Source organism: Actinokineospora sp. NPDC051303, assembly GCF_055586285.1.
Genome location: NZ_JBVJIN010000047.1, coordinates 1 through 20,766 on the forward strand (window position 1 = coordinate 1; position 20,766 = coordinate 20,766).

Annotated in this window: 8 protein-coding genes; 5 read left to right on the forward strand and 3 right to left on the reverse strand. The window is 70.9% G+C overall.

Features of this window, described 5'->3' with window-relative positions; translation table 11 throughout:
• Nucleotides 1-380 precede the first annotated feature (380 nt).
• Both ACZ6SD_RS26610 and ACZ6SD_RS26615 read right to left on the reverse strand, forming a co-directional pair.
• Nucleotides 381-1,175 (reverse strand): PIG-L deacetylase family protein, encoded by a 795-nt coding sequence (locus tag ACZ6SD_RS26610; RefSeq protein WP_465319727.1) that lies wholly within the window; start codon nucleotides 1,173-1,175, stop codon nucleotides 381-383.
• A gap of 31 nt (nucleotides 1,176-1,206) precedes the next feature.
• Nucleotides 1,207-2,403 (reverse strand): cytochrome P450, encoded by a 1,197-nt coding sequence (locus ACZ6SD_RS26615; protein WP_465319728.1) that lies wholly within the window; start codon nucleotides 2,401-2,403, stop codon nucleotides 1,207-1,209.
• A gap of 145 nt (nucleotides 2,404-2,548) precedes the next feature.
• On the opposite strand from ACZ6SD_RS26615, the gene ACZ6SD_RS26620 reads away from it, so the two are divergent.
• The 4 genes from ACZ6SD_RS26620 to ACZ6SD_RS26635 are packed head-to-tail and all read left to right on the forward strand — an operon-like array spanning nucleotide 2,549 to nucleotide 7,295.
• Nucleotides 2,549-3,433, forward strand: coding sequence for a DUF6039 family protein (locus ACZ6SD_RS26620; RefSeq protein ID WP_465319729.1), 885 nt, complete (start codon nucleotides 2,549-2,551; stop codon nucleotides 3,431-3,433).
• 1 nt (nucleotide 3,434) lies between these two features.
• Complete coding sequence (locus tag ACZ6SD_RS26625) at nucleotides 3,435-4,193, forward strand: enoyl-CoA hydratase-related protein (protein ID WP_465319730.1); 759 nt, start codon at nucleotides 3,435-3,437, stop codon at nucleotides 4,191-4,193.
• Between the two features lie 4 nt (nucleotides 4,194-4,197).
• Complete coding sequence (fabD, locus tag ACZ6SD_RS26630; RefSeq protein WP_465319731.1) at nucleotides 4,198-6,468, forward strand: ACP S-malonyltransferase; 2,271 nt, start codon at nucleotides 4,198-4,200, stop codon at nucleotides 6,466-6,468.
• On the forward strand, nucleotides 6,468-7,295 hold the full coding sequence (locus tag ACZ6SD_RS26635; protein ID WP_465319732.1) for a DUF6039 family protein: 828 nt from the start codon (nucleotides 6,468-6,470) through the stop codon (nucleotides 7,293-7,295). The genes fabD and ACZ6SD_RS26635 overlap by 1 nt, the downstream gene beginning before the upstream one ends.
• A gap of 15 nt (nucleotides 7,296-7,310) precedes the next feature.
• Here the strand turns inward: ACZ6SD_RS26635 and ACZ6SD_RS26640 are convergent, their stop codons facing one another.
• On the reverse strand, nucleotides 7,311-7,709 hold the full coding sequence (locus ACZ6SD_RS26640) for a hypothetical protein (protein WP_465319733.1): 399 nt from the start codon (nucleotides 7,707-7,709) through the stop codon (nucleotides 7,311-7,313).
• A gap of 541 nt (nucleotides 7,710-8,250) precedes the next feature.
• Here ACZ6SD_RS26640 and ACZ6SD_RS26645 point away from each other — a divergent pair.
• Nucleotides 8,251-20,766 carry an amino acid adenylation domain-containing protein gene (locus ACZ6SD_RS26645; protein ID WP_465319734.1) on the forward strand — a complete coding sequence of 4,172 codons (12,516 nt, stop codon included), beginning with the start codon at nucleotides 8,251-8,253 and terminating at the stop codon, nucleotides 20,764-20,766.

A 20,766-nucleotide genomic window follows, 5' to 3' on the forward strand; every position in this document is an offset into this window, starting at 1 on the left:
GTGGGGAGCCTTCGGCCCCACGACCACGGCAAGTTTAGGGATCTTCCTTCACCCCCAAAGAAACCACTCCACCCCATCGAGCACTGGGCGAGCGTAGGTGCGGCCTGGCAGGGCTGGCGGGTTCGCTGCGGCTCGTTCCGCACCATCGAGCACCTGGCAGGGTTGGGTTCGGCTTGGTCGGGGGCGGGGTTCGCTGCTTTACCCATCGAGCACCTGGCAGGGCCGGGTGCGGCTGGCCGGGGGGTGGGTTCGCTGCTTGGTCTACCCCACCGAGCACCTGGCCGGGTTCGTGCGGCCTGGAAGAAGGGCGAGAATGTGCTCCTAGACCCATCAAGCACTTGGCCGGGGCAGGCGAGGTCACCGGCCGGGCGCGTCGAGGGTTATGCCAGGGCGTAGGTGGGGACCAGTTGCTCGAAGAATGTTGGCTCGCCGAAGCGTTGGTACCACTCGTGGCGGTAGGCGTCGGGGAAGGTGGCGTGGGCTACGGCGTCTCCGGTGATTTGGCTGGCGTGGGTGACGATGGCGGCTAGTTTCGCGGCTAGTTCGGCGTAGGTGGCTCGGATCGAGAGGGTGATTTCGGAGGGGAATAGGCCGAAGGGGGAGGAGGTTGACCTTGCGGCCGCGTGGATCAGGTGGGCGTTTTCGCCTAGTCTTGTCAGGTGGGTTCTGTCTACTGTGGACTCGTAGCTGGTGATGCGGGCTAGGCGGGCGGCTTGGCGGCCGATTTTGTGGACGGCGATGTGGTCGGGGTGGCGGTAGATGCCGCGCCAGTCGTAGTGGAGGATCATTTCGGCGTTTTCCTCTGCCGCCAGGTCTGCTACGCGGCGGGCGGTGGCGCCGATGGGGGCTTTGAGCAACGCTTGGGGGTGGCGGTTTTGGGGCCAGCCGGGGAGGCCGGAGTCTCGGTGTCCTAAGAGGACCAGGCGGGACACGCCTAGGATGTCGGCGGCGCGTTCTAGTTCTAGGAGGCGGCGGGCGGCTAGGGTTTCGTGGTGTTGCAAGGGGATTAGGGCTTCGCCTAGGTCGCCGTCTGTGGCGCAGACTAGGACTACCCGGGCACCCGCGTCGGCGAAGCGGCGCATGGTGATGCCGGTGAAGATGGCCTCGTCGTCGGGGTGGGCGTGTAGGACCAGGGCTGTGCGGCCGGTGAGGTCGGGTAGTTGTGCGGGTCTCATGGGGGCCTCCGGGTGCCTTTCAAGTGCGCGGTCACCACTGCACGGGTAGGGACTCTGGGCCGCGCAGCAGCCTGCCTTGCTTCCACGGGACCTCGGACGCGGGAACCGCCAGCGCCAGCCGGGGGAAGCGGTCGAGAAGTGCGTTGAGGGCGACGGCTAGTTCCATCCGCGCGAGTTGGGCGCCCAGGCAGTAGTGCGGGCCGTGGCCGAAAGCCAGGTGTGGGTTGTCCGCTCGGTGGATGTCGATGCGGTCCGGGTCGGTGAAGACGCGGTGGTCGCGGTTCGCGTTCACGCCTGCGGCAAAGACCGCCTCGCCCGCGCGGACGACGCCGCCGCTGAGTTCCACGTCTTCCTTGGCTATGCGCGCGTTGCCGATGCCGTTGCCCATGGGCACGAACCGCAGCAGTTCCTCGATCGCCGAGGGCAGCAGGGTGCGGTCGGCGCGCAGGGCCGTGATGATGTGCGGGTTCGTGAGCAGGACGTACACGAAGTTCCCGATCTGGTTCGCCGTGGTCTCGTGGCCGGAAATCAGCAGGGTCACGCCGAAGGACACCAGTTCCTGCTCGGAAAGCTTCTCGCCCTCGTCGCGGGCGGCCACCAGATGGCCCAAGAGGTCGTCGTAGGTGTTCTCGCGGTGGTCGGTGACCAGGCGTGCCAAGTAACCGCGCAGTGCGGACTCGCACCGCTGCGCCTCGTCCGGGTCGTAAGCGGTGGTCGCCATGACGGCGTCCGTCCAGTGCCGGAACTTGCCCTGGTCGTGGTACGGGACGCCGAGCAGTTCGCAGATCACGGTGATGGTCAGCGGCAGGCTCAGCCCGTCCATCAGGTCCGCGGGCGGGCCGTCGCGCTCGACCCGGTCGAGCAGGACCTCGACTATCCGCTCGATCCTGGGGCGCAGCCTGCCGATGCGGCGCGCGGTGAACGCCTTCGACACCAGCTTGCGCAGTCGGGTGTGCTCGGGCGGGTCCATGCCGAGGATGGAGTCACCGCGCCGTGGAAGCGGTGTGGTGCGCGGAATCCCGGTGCCGACATGGGCCCGGGTGAAGCGGGGATCGGAGTTGACCAGCTTCACGTCCGCGTAGCGGGTGACCAGCCAGCCCTCGCCCTCGTACGGTAACCGCACTCTGGCCAGCGGCTCCGACTCTCTCAGCTGCGCGAAAACCGGATCCACCGCCAGACCGGTGATTTCGCCGAACGGGTACACGAGAACGCGCCTCGTCTCCGCCATGTCTGTTGGACCCCTTTCCCAGACAGCAGCTCCATACCGACGGTAGGCAGCGACCGGCCCGGCCTCTGCGCAGTACTGAGCAGACCGCGGCGCGGCACGGGGAGAAGGTGGCGCACAGCACACGCGGCAGAAGGGGACTGTGGCAATGACCGACATCATCGAGAGGCCCGCGACCGTGGAGCAGGCCGCTCCCACGCCGGAGTCGTTCAACACGTCGAACTCCGGGTTCGTCATCCACCGCTCCGGCCAGCTGCGCTACGAGCACCGGCGCGAAGGCCGCGAGTTCGCCCTGGAACTGGCCTCGTTCCTCAACAAGCCGCTCGCGGGCAAGGCGACCATCGTCGTGTTCGAGGAGCTGTTCGGGCAGCAGGACCGGGTGCACTGGGTGCAGCACTTCAAGAACCCCAACGACTACCGGGTCATCCTGGAGCTGGTCGACCACGACAAGACGTTCAAGGACATCACCGAACGCGACCGCCTCGCCGAGGATGGCGGCGGCAACTGGGAGCGGATGTTCATCGAGGGCACCTTCAGCGAGCGCGTCATCGTGCCGCAGCACGGCGTCGGCGACCACGACGAGGACGACGAGGACCCGTCCTACTTCGCCGACCCGGCGTCCCACCAGACCAGCGTCCCGGCGGCCGAGCTGCTGCACAGCGGAAACGCGGGCGTGACCATCATGCGCACGGCGCACTGCAAGTACGAGTTCCGCGAGGAAGCCCGGCAGTTCGCCTACGAGTGGGCCGCGCACATCAACACCACCCTGCGCGGCTCGGCGTCGGTGTTCCTGTTCGAGGAGACTTTCGGGCGCCAGGACCGTATCCACTGGACCCTGCACCTCAAGACCCTGGACGACTACCGCAAGCTCGTCGCGCTGGGCCGCGAAGACGAGGAATACCGGCGGATTCTCCGCGAGCGACGGGTGGCCCTGGCCAAGGGTGGCGGCTCGTGGGAGAAGACGTTCGTCGACGGCACCATTCACGACCTGGTGCTGACTCCGCTCAAGTCCGGGCGCACCACCGGGTTCTGACGTGACCGCCGCCCTGACCGTCGAGCGGAAGTCCGGCGTCCACCAGGTCACCCTGGGCCGCGCGGGCATCAGCGGCGCGCTGCTCGCCGAGCTGGCCGCCGTCATCGACCACGCCGAAGCCGACCCGGAGTGCCGTGTCGTGCGGCTCCAGGGCGTGGACGGCGTGTTCTGCTCCGGGCTCGACTTCGACGCCGCGACCGGGCACCTCGGCGAAGGCGGCGGACTGGCGGACGCTGGCGGAGAGGCTTTTCTCGGCCTGCTCCGCCGGTTCACGCTCAGCTCCCGGGTCATCGTGTCCACTGTGGATGGCTGGACGTCGGGCGGCGGTGTCGGCCTGGTCGCGGCGAGCGACTTCGTCTTCGCCACCCCGCGCAGCCAGTTCAGCCTGCCGGAAGCGCTGTGGGGACTGCTGCCCTGCTGCGTGCTGCCGTTCCTGATCCGGCGCGTCGGGTTTCAGAAGGCGTACACCATGACCCTGTCGACCCAGTCTGTGACCGCCGAGGCCGCCGAGCGGTTCCACTTGGTCGACCAGCTGACCGAGCGGCCGGACACCGCCGTGCGGGCGCTGCTGGGCAGGCTGCGGCGGCTCGACACCTCGACGGTGGCCGACCTCAAGCGCTACTGCCGCGCCCAATGGTCCACATCGGACGCCACCGAGGACCGGGCGCTGCGCGAGTTCGCGCGCCTGATGGCGGACGAGTCCGTCGCCCGGCGCATCGCCGAGTTCACGACCCACCAGAAGTTCCCCTGGGAGGCGTAGCACCATGGTCGCGTTGGTTTTCCCCGGTCAGGGTTCGCAGCGCAAAGGCATGGGCGCCGGACTCTTCGACCGCTACCCCGAGCTGACCAGGCAGGCCGATGCGATCCTCGGGTACTCGATCGCCCAGTTGTGCCTGGAAGACCCGGACAACCGGCTGCGGCGGACCCAGTACGCCCAGCCCGCCCTGTTCGTGGTCAACGCGCTGACCTACCTCGCCCGCGCCCGCGACCTGCCCGCGCCGAAGTACCTGGCGGGCCACAGTCTCGGCGAGTACGACGCGCTGTTCGCCGCGGGTTGCTTCGACTTCGCCACCGGCGTCGACCTGGTGCGCAGGCGCGGCGAGCTGATGGCCAGGGCCAACGGCGGCGGCATGGCCGCGGTGGTCGGGATCGACGCCGACCGGGTGGCCGAACTGCTCGGTGGCGGGGCGGACACCGGCGTCGACATCGCCAACCTCAACAGCCGCACGCAAGTTGTGCTGTCCGGGCCGCCAGAGGGCATCCGGGCCGCCACGATCCTCATCGAGCGCGACAAGGCGGCGCGGTGCGTGCCGCTGAAGGTCAGCGCCGCGTTCCACTCCCGCTACATGGCCGAAGCCGCCGCCGAGTTCGCAGAAGTGCTGGGGAAGGTCGCCTTCGCCGACCCGAGCGTGCCGGTGATCGCCAACGTCACGGCCCGGCCCTACCGGCCCGGCGAGGTCGGCGCCCTGCTGGCGGAGCAGATCCGCAAACCGGTGCGGTGGGCGGAATCCATGCGGTACCTGATCGACCACGGGGTCGAAGAGGTCGAGGAACTGGGGCCAGGACGGGTGTTGGCAGGCCTGTGGAAGTCGGCGGTCACCGACCCGGTGCCCGCCGCGGCCGAAGCGATCGAGCCGGTCGAGCCGGTCGTGTTGGAACCGGTCGCGCCGCGCACGAGCGGGCTGCGGGCCGAGGACCTGGGGTCGGCGGAGTTCCGGCGGGACTACGGCATCCGCTACGCCTACCTCGCCGGGGCCATGTTCCGCGGGATCGCCTCGACCGACCTGGTGATCCGGATGGGCAAGGCCGGGCTGATGGGGTTCTTCGGCGCTGGCGGGCTGAGCCTCGCCGCGGTCGAGGACGCCATCACCACGATCAAGGCCGCCCTCGGTCCAGACGGCCGGTACGGGATGAACCTGCTGCACTCGCTGGACGATCCCGGGTTCGAGGAATCCGTGGTCGAGCTGTATCTGCGGCACGGGGTCCGGTTCACCGAGGCGGCGGGGTTCACCCAGATCACGCCCGCGATCGTGCGCTTCCGGTACCACGGCTCCCGAATCGACGCCGCGGGCACGTGCCACGCGCCGCACCGGGTGCTGGCGAAGGTGTCCCGGCCCGAGGTGGCCGCGGCGTTCATGGCGCCCGCGCCCGCCGCGATCGTGGAACGGCTGCGGCAGCAGGGAAAGCTGACCGACGAGGAAGCCACGGTCGCCCGGACGCTGCCGGTCAGCGAGGACGTCTGCGTCGAGGCCGACTCCGGTGGGCACACCGATGGCGGTGCCGCCCTCACCCTCCTGCCGTCGATGCTCCGGCTGCGGGACCGGATGATGGCCGAGCACCGCTATCCCCGGCGCATCCGGATCGGGGCCGCGGGCGGGATCGGCTCACCGGAGTCGGTGGCGGCGGTGCTGGTGCTGGGGGCGGACTTCGTGATGACGGGGTCGATCAACCAGTGCTCACCCGAGAGCGGGACGTCGGACGTCGTGAAGGACATTCTGTCCACGTTGGACGTCCAAGACACCGCGTACGCGCCAGCCGGGGACATGTTCGAGATCGGCGCCCAGGTCCAGGTGGTGCGGAAGGGCACGCTGTTCGCCGCCCGAGGGAACAAGCTTTACCAGCTTTACCGGCGATACGACTCGTGGGACGAGATCGACGAGCGCACCCGGGCCAGTATCGAGGAAACGTACTTCAAGCGGTCGTTCGCCGACGTGTGGGCCGAGACCAAGGCGTACCACCTAGGCCGGGGACGGCAGAAGGAGATCGCCAAGGCCGAGCGGAGCGGCAAACAGCGGATGGCGCTGGCGTTCCAGTGGTACTTCGCGCGGTCGGTGCGCTGGGCCATGGAAGGCGTGCCGGACCAGCGGGTCAACTACCAGATTCAGTGCGGGCCCGCGATCGGCGCGTTCAACCGGGTCGTGGAAGGCACCGACCTGCAGGACTGGCGGGCACGGCATGTGGATCTGATCGCGGAACGGTTGATGCGGGGGGCGGCTGAGGTGCTCGCCGGTTTCTGCCAGAACAGGAGCGTGTGATGACAGCGGCGAGGCAGACTTCCCTTGCGGTGGAGGCCCTTCTGCACTCCGCGAACTGCGGCGTGGTGGTGGAGCGGACAGCCCAGTTGCGCAACCAGCACCGGAAAGCGGGGCGACGGGCGGCGCTGGAGCTGGCCGAGCAGATCAACGTGAAGTGCCAGGGCGCGGCGACGGTCCTGGTCTACGAAGAGGCGTTCGGGCGGCGGGACCGACTGCACTGGCTGCTGCACCTGCGGTCGCTGGGCGACTACGCGGCGGTCGAGTCGGCCTTCGATGACGCGGGAACCGACCCGATGTACGTCGACGGCTCGGTTTCCGAGACGCTGCTGATCCCGCAGCACTGGGGCATGTACGGCACGGACGAGGCTCTGCCGGACGGTGCCGGTGTCGACACGGCCAAACCGGACCTGGTGGTGCCCCCCGCGGCCGGGCAGACCGCTGTGCCCGCGGACCAGTTGGTGCACTCGGCCAACGCTGGCGTGATCATCCACCGGTCGGCGGTGACGAAGTACGCGTTTCGGGCCGAGGCCCGGATGTTCGCCCGACAGATCACCGAGGACATCAACACGCACCTGCCCGCCGTGGCCTCGTCGTTCCTGTACGAGGAAGCGTTCGGCGGGGCGGATTACGTGCACTGGCTGATCCACATGGAGTCGCTGTCGGCCTACTACGACCTGATCGACATGCACCAGCGAATGGACGACGCCACCCGAGGCATCTACCTCAACGAGATCATCTCGCCGCAGAAAGGCGGCGGGACTTGGAATCGAATCTTTGTCGAGGGCAGCATGGTGGACGTGGCGTTCTCCCCGTTGTCGCCAGGCTGAACGGCGGAGCGGGAACTACGACGGGTGTACGGTGACGAGCGGGCCTTCCTGAACCCGCTCCACCCCGTCCTTCGAGCACACAATGTAGATGCGGTGCTCGCCCGGGTGTCGCACGGCGGGCGGCCACGGCAGGAACATCAGGCTGCCGCCTTCCCCCTTGACCAGGGGGCGGGCCGTTGTGTCCACCGCGCTGCTCCTGACCTTCGGCCACGCGTCCTTCGCCTCGGGAAACAACCCGCACAGCGCGGACGCGGAGTCCTGGGTGGCGACCTCCAGGGGTTCGCCGACCTTGAGCACCGGGTTGAGGGTCCAGATGTCATTGACCCAGAACCCCGGGGACGCCGCCGACGCCACCGCGCCGCTCCCCGTCATCGCCGCGATCGCCACGGTCGCCGCCGCTATGGCTCGACGCATCTCCACCACTTCCCTGAACCGGACATCTCGCCGATGGCGCCCAGCCTAGGGGCAGTGATCGGAAAGTCACCAACCTTGTGACGCGGCCGACAATCCGCTCTCCCAGGGGAACCGGCTGGGCTGACGATGGTCCGCGCGATCTACTTCAGCGACCGGCGCGACCAGCCCACAAGCTGGTCCTTCGTCGGCGCTCTGGCCGGGGCCGCGCGGGCGGGACAAGATGCTCGTGCGCATGGGCCTGGCCTGTCGACTCGCCGATAGAGCTGTCGTTTCAGGCCCGGAGGATCGCACGCACCTGCTGTTCGTGAGCGCCGACGAGAGCGCTCAGCCTGACCGTGCACGCGGGTGTCCCAGTCACTGCCGGGGCCTGCTCAAAGCTGAGCAGGCAGGGCGGGAGGGCGTCAGTAGCGTCGAGGTGCGGCAGGTGACTTGGGAAAAGCTTGTGTGGCCAAAGCATTTCCGGGTGTGCCGCGTGGGCGACGGACCTTCTCTTGGGGAGTGTGCAATGGCGCCAGGCGACGGCACTAGGGGCAGTCGGGCTGTGGCTCGGGACGGTGGGGTTCGGGAGCGGGTTCGGGCGGCTGTGGTGCGGGTGCTGGCCGAGCTGCTTCCGGCCGGTGTCGCGCCTGACCTCGGGGCCTCGTTGCGGGCCTATGGGTTGGACTCGATGGCGGCGGCGCGGTTGTGGTTGGCGTTGCAGACCGAGTTCTCCGTTGACATCCCTATCGACTGGGTGGGGCGGAGCGCGGACTTCGCCGAGCTGGTGGCGCGGGTGGCGGATCATCTCGGGTCTGGGGCTGTCGGCGGGGTATCGCGGGCTACCGGGGTTGTCGTCCGGGGTGATGGCGCCAGCGCGGGCGAGCCGTTCGGGTTGACGCCCATTCAGCAGGCTTATGTGTTGGGAAAGCAGGCCGAGCTGACCTCGGACGCGGTGGGGTGCCACCTCTACCGGGAGTTCGAGGTCGACGACCTGGACGTCGACCGGCTGCGGGATGGCTGGGCGCGGTTGGTGGCCCACCACGACATGCTGCGGGCGGTGCTCACCGCGGACGGGCGGCAGCGGGTCGCGGCGGAAAGTCCTGAGTGGACGCTGGTGGTCCACGATCTGGCTTCCGCCGCGGCGGCCGAGCAGGAGCGGCATGTCGCCGAGGTGCGGAAACGGCTGTCGCACAAGACTTACCCGGTTGGCGTGTCGCCGCTGTTCGACGTCGAAGTGACGCTCCGGGGGGACGGGGGCGGGCGGGTTCACCTCAGTCTGGACGCGGTGATCACCGATGGGCGCGGGCTGGCGTTGCTGCTCACGCAGTGGGCTGCGCTGTATCGGGACCCGGGACACGTGCTGCCCACGTCCTCGGTCAGCGTGCGCGACTGCCTGGGGGCGTTGACAGCGCAGGAGGACACCGCGGCGTACGCGGCCGATCTGGACTACTGGGTCGAACTGCTGCGTGACCTGCCGGACGGGCCCGCGCTCGGCGACACCCCGGGGCGCGACGATATGACGCGGCGGCCGATTCGGGACTCGCTCAGCGCTCGGGAGTGGGCGGCCATTCGGGAACTGGCGGGAGCCTGGGACGTCTCGCCCACGTCGCTGGTGCTGACGCTGTTCGCGGAAGTGTTGGCGCGGCACGGGGGACAGGCGCCGTTTTCCCTGGTGGTGACGACCAACAACCGCGTCCGGCTGCCGGGTGAGGTGGGGAACCTGGTGGGGCCGTTCACGGCCAGCGCGCTGTTCCTCGCCGACGACACGGCCGGGGTGCGGTTGGACGAGGCGGCGGCGCGGACGCACAAGCAGCTGTGGCAGGCGGTGCAGCACTCGTCGGTCTGCGGGGTGGCGGTGCAGCGCGAGTTGCGGGCGCGGCGGGCCGTGCGGCGGCAGGTGTCGTTGCCGGTGGTGTTCACCAGCATGCTCGACGCCATCCCGGATGGGACGGACGACGGGTTCGCCGCCCAGGTCGACTACGCGGTCAGCCAGACCTCGGGAGTGGCGCTGGACCACCAGATGTGGCAGCAAGACGGGGAACTGCACCTCCAGTGGGACGTCGCCGACGCGATGGTGGGCCCCGGGGTGGCCGACGCGGCGTTCGCGGCCCTGGTGAACAACCTGCGGGAGTTGGCGACCACGCCGCGGTTCGAGGTTCGGCAGCTCAACGAGTTGCAGCAGGCGTACTTCGTCGCCCGTGCGGGCGAGGCCACGGCGTGGGACGGGTGCCAGGTGCACACCAGTTTCCACCTCGACGGCGACCTCGACATCGCCCGGTTGGAAGCCGCCGCGCTGCGGGTGATCGGCGCCTACGATGTGTTGCGCAGCGCGGTGTCCGGCGACGGGCGCATCCGGGTGCGGCGGGACACGGCTTCGCGGTGGCGGGTTCCGGTGACCGAAGTGTCCGATGTGGACGAGCACGGCGCGGTGGACGCCGCCGCCCGGGACGCGATGGTGGGGGCGGCGTTCCCGCTGGCCCGGTGGCACCACTTCGAGGTGCGGGCCACGCGGTCGCGGGCGGGGGCCACGGTGCACGTCGCGGTCGACCTGCTGCTGGCCGACGCGGTGAGCATCCACCTCATCGCCCGCGAGCTGCTGCGGGTTTACCTCGACCCCACGGCCGAGCCGCGGCCGCAGGCGCCCTACGCGGAGCAGCGGGCGGCCCGCGAGCACGCGCGGCTCGCGTCGGATTTCCTGGACTGGCAACGGCATTGGCGCGAGCGGTTGGCCGACTTGCCGCCGGGGCCCGAGATCACCACCCAGCCGCGGGCGTCGGCCGGGCGGCGGCGCACCCGGCTCACCGGTGAGATCCGGGACTGGGCGGGATTCGCGCGGCGGTGCGAGCGGCACGGCGTCACCGCGGACGCGGTGTTGCTCGCGGTGCTGGGCAAGGCGCTGTCGGTCCGATTCAGCGACGAGTTCACCGTGTCGGTGGTGCGGTTCCCGGAGGCGCGGCAGCGGTTCCGGCCCGCGGAGCAGACCAGCCTGAGCTGGGTCCGCCGTGGGCCCGCCGAGCGGTCCGTGGTGGCCGCGGCGCAGGCGTATCAGGCCGAGTTGGACGCCGACGCCCGCGCGGACGCGGTCAGCGGGCTGACGGAGCTGCGCAAGATCGTCAACCGGGAGCGGCGCACCGGCACGTACGCGTTCCCGGTCGTGTACACGAGCCTGTTCCGGCACGAGCCGCTGCCCTCGGGCGCTCGGGCGGGCGAGTGGATGACCTACACCCCCGACGTGTCGCTGGACTGCATCGGCGAACTGGACGCCGACGGGTTCCGCTTCTGTTGGGACGTGGTGGAAGCGGACTTCCCCGACGGCGCGGTCGCGGCGATGTTCGCCGAGTTCACCCGGCTGGTGCGGGCGCTGGAGGACGACGACGCGGCCTGGACCGGGGGCAGCGGCGACGAGCGGCACAAGATCCTGGTGGAGTGGAACGACACGGCCCGCGACTTCCCCTGTGACGGGCCGATTCACCTGGCGTTCGAGCGGCACGCCGCGCGGACCCCGGACGCGGTCGCGCTGCGGTGGTCGGGCGGCGCGATGACCTACGGCGAGCTGAACCGGCAGGCGAACGCGATCGCCTGGCGGCTCAAGCGGCGCGGAGTCGGGCCGGAAACCGTGGTGGGTATCGGAATGCGCCGCGGCCCGGAGATGATCGCCGCCGTCCTGGGCATCCTCAAGGCGGACGGGCTCTACCTGCCCGTCGAACCCGGCCTGCCCGCCGAACGCGCCGCGGTGATGCTGGCCGAGGCGCGCTGCTCGATCGTGCTGACGACGACCGACACCGCGCGCTGGCCGGTGGCCGCGTCGATCGAGGTGATCGAGGTCGACGCGGACACCGAGGAGGACGCGGGATCGGCCGACACCAACCCGGTCCCCACGGCGAGTGTGGACAACCGCGCGTACATCATCTTCACCTCGGGCAGCACCGGGAAGCCCAAGGGCGTCGCGGTCACCCACCGGCCCGTGCACAACCTGCTGAACTGGTGCTACCGCACATTCCATTTTGGACCGACCGATGTGGGTTTGTGCGTGACCTCGCTTGGCTTTGACCTGTCGGTGTTCGACATCTTCGGCATGTTGGGCTGCGGCGCCAGCCTCTATATCGCCGACGCGGCGCAGCAGCGCGACCCGGAGCTGTTGCTGGAGCTGCTGCTCACCGAGCCGATCACGTTCTGGAACTCCGCGCCGACCACGCTCAACCAGCTCGCGCCGCTGCTGGCGGCCAAGCAGGGGCACCCGGGCACCCGCGACCTGCGGTTGGTGTTCCTCTCCGGTGACTACACGCCGCTGTCGCTGCCCGGCGAGCTGCGCCCGGTGTTCCCGAACGCCGAGATGATCAGCCTGGGCGGCGCGACCGAGGCCACGGTGTGGTCGAACTGGTTCCGCATCGGGGACATCGACCCGGCCTGGCGCAGCATCCCCTACGGCAAGCCGATCGACAACGCCCGCTACCACGTGCTGGACGAGAACCTGGAGCCGGTGCCGGTCGGCGTCGAGGGCGACCTCTACATCGGCGGCGTGGTCCTGTCGCTGGGATACGTGAACCGGCCGGACCTGACCGCCGAGCGGTTCATCGACGACCCGTTCCACCCGGGCGAGAAGCTGTACATGACCGGGGACCGAGCGAGCTACTTCCCGGACGGGAACCTGTGTTTCCTTGGCCGGGCGGACAACCAGGTCAAGATCCGCGGGTTCCGGGTGGAGCTGGGCGAGATCGAGCACCGGCTGCGCCAGCACGAGTCGGTGACCGAGGTCGTCGTCCTGGCCCGCGACGACGGCTCCGGGGACCGCAAGCTGGTGGCGTACGTGATCCCGGCTGGGGACACGCCGCCGTCGGTGCGGGAGCTGCGGGTGTACGCCGGGCAGACGCTGCCCGAGTACATGGTGCCCAACTTCGTCGGTTTCGTGGACACCTTTCCCGCGACAGCGAACGGGAAACTGGACCGGGACGCGCTGCCGTGGCCGGTGACCGACCGGCCCACACCGCCGAAGCAGCCGGTCGAGCCGTCGCACCAGCAGTTGGTCACCGAGATCGCCGCGATCTTCGCTGAACGGCTCGGACTGCCCACAGTGGACCCGGCGACCGACCTGTGGGACCAGGGCGCGACCTCGTTCACCATGGTCCAGGTCTCCAACGCCCTGCACGACCGCTATGGCACCCGGGTTCCGGTCTCGGCCCTGCTGAACGAGCCGACGGTCGCCTCGATCGCCCGCCAACTCGGCCCAGTGGAGGTGGTCGCGGCCGAACCGGAGCCCGAACCGGTCGACCTGTTCTCGCCGGAGCAGCAGAAGGCGTTCAAGAGCGCCAAACGCAACCGGCGGCGGGCGGCGCCCGGCGAGCGCGTGGTCCGGCTCGATGACGTCGCGGTGCCGCGCGAGCACTTCGCGTGGCGGGCGAGCCGCCGCGACTTCGGGGCTGGACCGCTGTCGCACGCGGCGTTCAGCCGGTTCCTGGGCCTGCTCAGGGAAACCTCGGTCGACGGCCGCACTCGCCTGCTCTACCCGTCGGCGGGCGACACCTACTCGGTGCAGGTTTATTTGCATGTGCGGCCGAACGCCGTCGAAGGCGTCGGGGAAGGCGTCTACTACTACGACCCCGCCGGACACGAACTGCGGCTCATCACCGCGACCCCGAAACTCGACCGGTCGCACCATTTCTTCTACAACCGGCCCGTCTTCGACGCGTCCGGGTTCGGCGTCTACCTGATCGGCCAGACGCACGGGATCGAGCCGCTGTACCAGGAGGAAAGCCTGCGGTACCTGACCCTGGAGGCCGGGTACCTCGGGCAGCTTCTGCTCATGGGGCAGGCGGCGGCCGGGGTCGGGTTGTGCCCGATCGGCGCGGTGTCGCTGACCGAGGACTTCGCGCTGGACGACGGACACGTGTTCCTGCACGGGTTCCTCGGCGGACCGGCCGAGCACGAGCCGAGCGGCAACGGGGTCCGGCCGCCGTTCGAGGCGCACTCGGGCGACCCGGGCGGCGAGCCGGACGACACCGGCGGGCGCGGCGACCGGCGCGACAGCGGGGAGGTGGCCGTCATCGGCATGGCGGGCCGGTTCCCGGGCGCGGCCAGCCTGGCCGAGTTTTGGCAGAACCTGCGTTCCGGCAAGCGTTCCACCGGCCCGGTGCCCGCCGGTCGCCGCGCCGCGCTGAGCCCCGGTGGCGAGACGGACCTCACCGGGGGATTCCTCGACGCGATCGACACCTTCGACGCGCTGCTGTTCCACACCTCCCCGGACGAGGCGAAAACCCTTGACCCCCAGACAAGGCTGCTGCTGCAAACCGTCTGGGAAGCGCTGGAGAACGCCGGGCACACCGCGGACTCGCTGAGCCGCCAGTCCGGCCGGGTCGGGGTGTTCATCGGCTCGATGTGGCAGGACTACCGACAGGTCGGCGCGGATGCGTGGCAGCGGGGGGCGGCGGCGACGGTGTCGGCGACCGCGTCGGATATCGCGAACCGCATCTCGTACTTCTTCGACTTCCGCGGCCCGAGCATCGCGGTCGACACCTCGTGCTCGTCGTCGCTGGCCGCCCTGCACCTGGCCGTGGAAAGCCTGCGGCGCGGCGAATGCGACGCGGCCGTGGTCGGCGCGGCGAACCTGCTGGCGCACCCGTACCACCTGCGGCTGCTCGATGACCTGGGGCTGGTCACCACCTCCGGCGGCCAGTCCGCCTTCGACAACACGGCGTCCGGGTGGGCGCCCGGCGAGGGCTGCGGGGTGATCGTGCTGCGGCCCGCCGCGGCCGCGGTCGCCGAGCACGACGTGGTGCACGGGATCATCGAGGGCACCTGGGTCGGGCACTCTGGCCGGTCCAGCCGGTTCGGCGCGCCGAACGCCGACGCCCTGGCCGAATCGATGGCGCGGGCGCTGACCGAGGCGGGCCGCGATCCGTCCGAAGTGGACTATGTGGAGTGCGCGGCGGCAGGCGCGAGCGTCGCCGACGCGGCTGAGCTGGAAGCGCTGGGCACGGTGTTCGCCGACGCGCCGCGGCCGGTGCCGGTCGGCACGGTGAAGCCGAACATCGGGCACCTGGAGGCGGCGTCCGGGGTGTCGCAGCTCATCAAGGTGCTGCTGCAACTGGAACACGGGCAGATCGCGCCGACCCTGGCCGCCGACGAGCGCAGCGCGCTCATCGCCTGGCACGACCTGCCGGTCACCCTGGTCGACGCGCCGCAGCCGCTGCGCGCGTCCGCCGAGGACGGCCGGGTCCGCGCGATGGTCAACGCCGTCGGCGCCACCGGCACCTACGGGCACGTCCTCGTGCGCGGCCCGGAACCGCGCGTGCCGCGGCCGGGGCCCGCGGGCCGGAAGTACCCGGTGCTGCTGTCCGCGGCGACCGCGCCCGCGCTGAAAGCGTCCGCCCGCAACCTGTACGAGCACTTGGCCGACCGGCACGCCTCCGGCCTCGCCCCCGCGGTCGCCGAGATCGCGTACACCCTGCAAACCGGCCGCGCGCACCTGCCGCACCGGCTCGCGCTGACCGCGGCGGACATTCCCGAGCTATTGGCCTGCCTGCGCGGCTATCTCGCGGGCCGCCCGGTGGAGGGCATGTTCACCGCCGAGGTCGACGCCGCGCTGGCCGCGGCCCGGGTCGAGCCCGCCGACAAGTACGACGCGGTGGCGAGCTGGATCGAGGGCTACCACGTGGAGTGGCACCGCTACTGGCTGCCGCCGTCGTCGCGGGTTTCCCTGCCCACGTACCCGTTCGCGGTCGAGCGGCACTGGTTGGCCGCGGGTTCGCCGCCCGAGCCGGAGCCGGTGGTCGCCGAACCGGTCGTGGCCGAGGCGCCCGCCGTGGCGCCGCTTCCCCGTGAGGCCAGCGAAGACACCGTGGCGTTCGTCAAGCGCGCCTACTCCGAGGCGTCCGGCATTCCCGTCGCCCGGCTGCACGCCCGGGTGCCGCTGGAGCACTACGGCCTGAACTCGCAGCTCATCGCCAAGGTGAACGCGTTGCTCCAGGCCGAGTTCCCGGACGTGCCGCGCACCCTGTTCTTCGAGCACGCCGACCTCGCCGGCGTCGCGGGCGCGCTGGAACACCTGGTCGAGGACGGCCCGGAGGAGGACGACGACGACCACAAGGGCGGCTCGGAGGGCGACTGGCCGTGGCAGGACGGCCCCGGCGACATCGCGGTGATCGGCATCGCGGGCCGCTACCCGCAGGCCGACGACCTGGACACGTTCTGGCGCAACCTGGTCGACGGCCGCGACTGCGTGACCCCGCTGCCCGCCGACCGCGCCCGACCCGGCTGGCCGACCCACTTGATGTGGGGCGGCTTCCTGTCCGATGTGGACACCTTCGACCCGCTGCTGTTCTCCATCACCCCGCGCGACGCCGAGCTGATGGACCCGCAGGAGCGGCTGTTCCTCCAGATAGCCTGGGAAACCCTCGAAGACGCGGGCTACACCCGCGCGCGGCTCGCCGAGCGGCACGACTCGAAGGTCGGCGTCTTCGCGGGCGTGATGTACAACGAGTACCCGTTCTTCGGCGTCGAGCGCACCCAGGCCGGGACGCCGACCGACGCGGGCTCCGCGGTCGCGGGCATCGCCAACCGGGTGTCGTACTTCCTCGACCTCACCGGCCCCAGCCTCGCCGTGGACACGATGTGCTCCTCGTCGCTGACCGCGCTGCACTTGGCCGTGGAAAGCCTGCGGCGCGGCGAATGCGCGGTCGTGCTGGCGGGCGGCGTGAACCTGTCGTTGCACCCCAACAAGTTCATCCAGCAGGACCGGCTCAAGATGAGTTCTACCGACCACCGGTGCCGCGCGTTCGGCAAGGGCGGCGACGGGTTCGTGCCCGCCGAGGGCGTCGGCGCGGTGCTGCTCAAACCGCTGGCCCAGGCCGTCGCGGACGGCGACCGGGTGCACGCGGTGATCAAGGGCACCGCGATCAACCACGGCGGCAAGACCAACGGCTACATGGTTCCCAACCCGGTCGCCCAGGGCGCGCTGGTGCTCGACGCGCTGCGCCGCGCCGGGGTCGACCCGGCGACCATCGGCTACCTGGAGGCGCACGGCACCGGCACCGAGCTCGGCGACCCGGTGGAGGTCAACGGGCTGACCCGCGCGTTCGCCGGGACGGCGTTGGCGCCCGGGGCGTGCGCGATCGGGTCGGTGAAGTCCAACATCGGCCACCCGGAGGCCGCGGCGGGGATCGCCGCGCTCACCAAGGTCATTCTGCAACTGCGGCACCGCACGTTGGTGCCGTCCCTGCACGCCGACGAGCTGAACCCCAACATCGACTGGGCTTCCTCGCCGTTCCGCGTGCAGACCCGGGCGCAGGCTTGGCCCGCGGCCCGCGGCGCGGACGGCACGCCGATGCCCCGGCGGGCGGGGGTGAGCTCGTTCGGCGCGGGCGGCGCGAACGCCCATGTGGTGGTCGAAGAGTTCATCGCCGCGCCGGAAACGTCCACCGTGGCTGGTCCGCAGCTGATCGTGCTTTCGGCCAGGGACGCCGAGGCGCTGCGGGGGGTGGCGGAGCGGCTGGCCGACTTCCTGCGCGGCTCGGACGCCCCGGCCGCACCGGTCGACTATGACGCGCTGCTGGGGCAGTTGCGGCGGATCGCCAACGGTGAAGTCCCGGCGGCGTTGCCCGGCAACGGTTCCACCTCGCCGCAGGACCTCGGCGCGTACCTGATCGCCACCTACGCGGGCGAGCGAACCGCGTCCGGCCTGCCCGCGCTGGCGGACATCGCGCACACGCTCCAAATCGGCCGGGAACCGCTGCGGGAGCGGCTGGCGGTGGTGGCCCGCGACCACGGGCACCTGCTCGCCGAACTCGACCGACACCTGGCCGGGCAGCCGTCGACCGTGGTGACCGGCCGCACTCCCGGCGCGACCGCGCCGCCCGGCGCGCTCGCCGCCGCTGCGACGACGCCGCCGGACGAGCACGAGCTGCGCGGGCTCGCCGAGCACTGGGTTGGCGGCGGGCGCGTCGACTGGGCCACCTTGCACGCGAGCCCGGCGCGGATCACCGGCCTGCCCTCGTACCCGTTCGACCGCAAGCGCTACTGGCTGCCCGAGCCCGTTGACGTGGCCGTTGACGTGGCCGTGCCGCTGCACGTTCCGGTGTGGACGGTCGCGGACTTCGGCGATCGCACGTTCACCGGGCAGGCCGTCGTCCTGCACACCGCCGCGACCGCTGCGTTGGCCCGCCACGTCGCCGACCTGCTCGGCGCCCGGCTTGTCCCGGAAGGGCAGCCGATTCCGGAGACCGACGGCGTCCTCGACCTGACCGACCTGGACGGGGCGGACCGCCCGTGGGCGCCGCGCTTGGCGGCGCTGCGGTCCCTGGTGAGCCGCGCCCGGGGGCGGGACCTGCGGATTCTCCAGGTGACCCGAGGGCTTCTCGGGCCAGCAGGGCCCGCGCCGAGCCTGGCAGGCGGTGTGGTGGCCGGGTTCGTGCGGATGCTCGGCGCGGAGTACCCACGGGTCGCAGCGGCCGTGCTGGACGTGGACGAGCCGTCCGCCGGGACGATCGCCGCCGAGTTCTCCGCGGAGAGCAAGGGCGACGTCGCGGTGCGGGGCGGGGTTCGGCTGGTGCCGCGTCTCGCGCCGGTGACGTCGGCGCATGCGCCCGGGACCATTGACCCGGCGCGGACGTACCTGGTCACCGGCGGCACGCGGGGAATCGGGGCGCTGGTGGTCCGGCATCTGGTCGCGCGCGGGGCACGCAAGATCGCGCTGACCGGGTTGCGGGACGTCGCCCCCGACATCGCGGACCTGGAGCAGGCGGGCGTCGAAGTGATCGTCCACACTGGACCGCTCAGTGATCGGGCCGCGCTTTCGCGGTTCCTCGACCGAGTCCGCGCGCTCGGCCCGATTGGCGGTGTCGTGCACTGCGCCGGTCGAGGCCCGGCGGGCAGGCCGTCGTTCGTGCACAAGGAGGACGACGACCTCGCCGCCGTCCTGGCCCCCAAGGTCGACGGCCTGCACACCCTGGCCGACCTGTGCGCGGGAGACCGGCCCGACTTCTTCGTGCTGTTCTCGTCGCTGTCCGCGGTGGCTCCCGGCCTGGCGTCCGGCGTGCTCGACTACTCGGCCGCCAACGCCTACCTGGACCTGTTCGCGGACTACCAGGTTCGCACTGGCCGACCGTATTTCCGCTCGGTGAACTGGCCGACCTGGCGCGCGGCGGGCATGGGCGCGGCGCAGCCGGACGGCTGCGCGCTCGTGGGCGTCGACTCCCTCACCGACGCGGAAGGCCTGGCGCTGCTGGACTTGGCGCTCGCGTCACCGCACACCCGGTTGGTGCCAGCCCGTCCGCTCGACGCGGGCGTCGACCTCACCGCGCTGCCCGCCCATGCCGCGCGCGCCACCCAGGCCGAGCCGGTGGTGGAGCGGGCCGCCGAGCCGCCGAGTTGGCTCTACGGGCTGTTCTCTGAGCTGCTGGGCATTCCGGTGGCCGAACTCGACCCGTCGGCGCTGTTCGAGGAACTGGGCGTCGAGTCGGTCATGCTGGCCGAACTCATGCAGCGGATCGAGGCGCACCTCGGCCGCAAGCTGGAGCCCGGCACCCTGCTGAGCCACCCCACCCTCAACGCCCTGTCCTCGGCCCTCGGCGCGGACGCGGCCCCGACCAGGCAGGCGCCGGTCACCCCCCAGCCGGGGCCTGCCATCCCCACCGGCCGCGAGATCGCGGTCATCGGCATGGCCTGCCGGTTCCCCGAAGCCCCGGACACCAATGCCTTCTGGGCGAACCTCACGGCCAAACGCTGCTCGGTGACCGAGGTTCCCGCGTCCCGCTGGGACAAGTCCGCGCTGTACCCGCACGCCTCGATCAGCAAGTGGGGCGGGTTTGTCGAGGGCATCGAGGACTTCGACGCCGACTACTTCGGCATGACCGAGGAAGAGGCGACCTGTCTCGACCCGGCGATCCGCCTGTTCCTGGAATCCACCGCCGCGGCCATGGCGGACGCGGGCTACCCGGAAAAGGAGCTGTGGGGCCGGGATGTGGGCGTGTTCGTCGGCGCCCGCATGTCGAACTACCGGGAGCGCACCGGAGCCCGCGGCGGCGCGGCGGGCATGGGCACGGACCAGAACTTCGTCGCCGCCCGCGTCGCGCACCAGTTCGACTTCCGCGGCCCGAACATGGTGGTGGACAGCGCGTGCTCGTCGTCGCTGGTCGGCATCCAACTCGCGTGTCGCAGCCTGCTCGACGGCGAATCCGAAGTCGCCGTCGCGGGCGGGGTGGACGTGCTCCTGGACGAGCAGCCGTATCTGGAGTTCAGCGCGGCCGGGGCGCTGTCCCCGGACGGCCGCTGCTTCACCTTCGATGAGCGCGCCAACGGGTTCGTCCCCGGCGAGGGTTGCGGCGTGGTGCTGCTCAAGACCCTGGAGCGCGCCATCGCCGACGGCGACCGGATTCACGCGGTGATCCGCGCGGTCGCGGTCAACAACGACGGCCACACCATGGGTTTGACCACGCCGAACCCGGCGGCCCAGGCCAACGTCGTGCGCAGCGCGTTGACGCGGAGCGGTTTGTCCGCCAGGGATATCGGTTTGGTCGAGGCGCACGGCACCGGAACCATGATCGGCGACCCGATCGAGGTGCGCGCGCTCACCGACGTGTATCGGGAGACCACGGCGGACAGCGGCTTCTGCGCGATCGGCAGTGTCAAGTCCAATGTCGGGCACCTGCTGTCCGCGGCGGGCATGGCGGGTCTGCTCAAGGTGGTGCTCGCGCTCAAGCACCGGCAGCTACCGCCGACGCTGTTCTGCGAGTCTCCCAACCCGCGCTTCGATTTCGCCGCGTCGCCGTTCACCCCGAACACGACGTTGCGGCCGTGGGAAACCGATGGCGTTCGCGCGGCCGGGGTGAGCGCGTTCGGGCTGGGCGGCACCAACGCCCACCTGATCGTCACCGAGCACACCGGCGCGCCGGGCCGGGACCCGTTGCCCGCGCCCGTGTTCCGCCGCAAGCGGCACTGGATCGACCGGACCACCGGGGTCGAAGCCGCGGCCGCGGCAATGAAGCCAGCCGCGGTGGAGAAGCCGCCCGTGGCCGTGCCGCCGGTGTTCGGCGCGTCGATTCTCGATCTGAAGTTCGCCCCCGCCCACTCGCGATCCGAGGGATAG

Bases quoted from the DNA above. Each gene is read 5' to 3' on its own strand.
- ACZ6SD_RS26610 (WP_465319727.1), bottom strand. From the start codon at position 1,175: ATGAGACCCGCACAACTACCCGACCTCACCGGCCGCACAGCCCTGGTC.
- ACZ6SD_RS26615 (WP_465319728.1), bottom strand. From the start codon at position 2,403: ATGGCGGAGACGAGGCGCGTTCTCGTGTACCCGTTCGGCGAAATCACC.
- ACZ6SD_RS26620 (WP_465319729.1), top strand. From the start codon at position 2,549: ATGACCGACATCATCGAGAGGCCCGCGACCGTGGAGCAGGCCGCTCCC.
- fabD (WP_465319731.1), top strand. From the start codon at position 4,198: ATGGTCGCGTTGGTTTTCCCCGGTCAGGGTTCGCAGCGCAAAGGCATG.
- ACZ6SD_RS26635 (WP_465319732.1), top strand. From the start codon at position 6,468: ATGACAGCGGCGAGGCAGACTTCCCTTGCGGTGGAGGCCCTTCTGCAC.
- ACZ6SD_RS26640 (WP_465319733.1), bottom strand. From the start codon at position 7,709: ATGCGTCGAGCCATAGCGGCGGCGACCGTGGCGATCGCGGCGATGACG.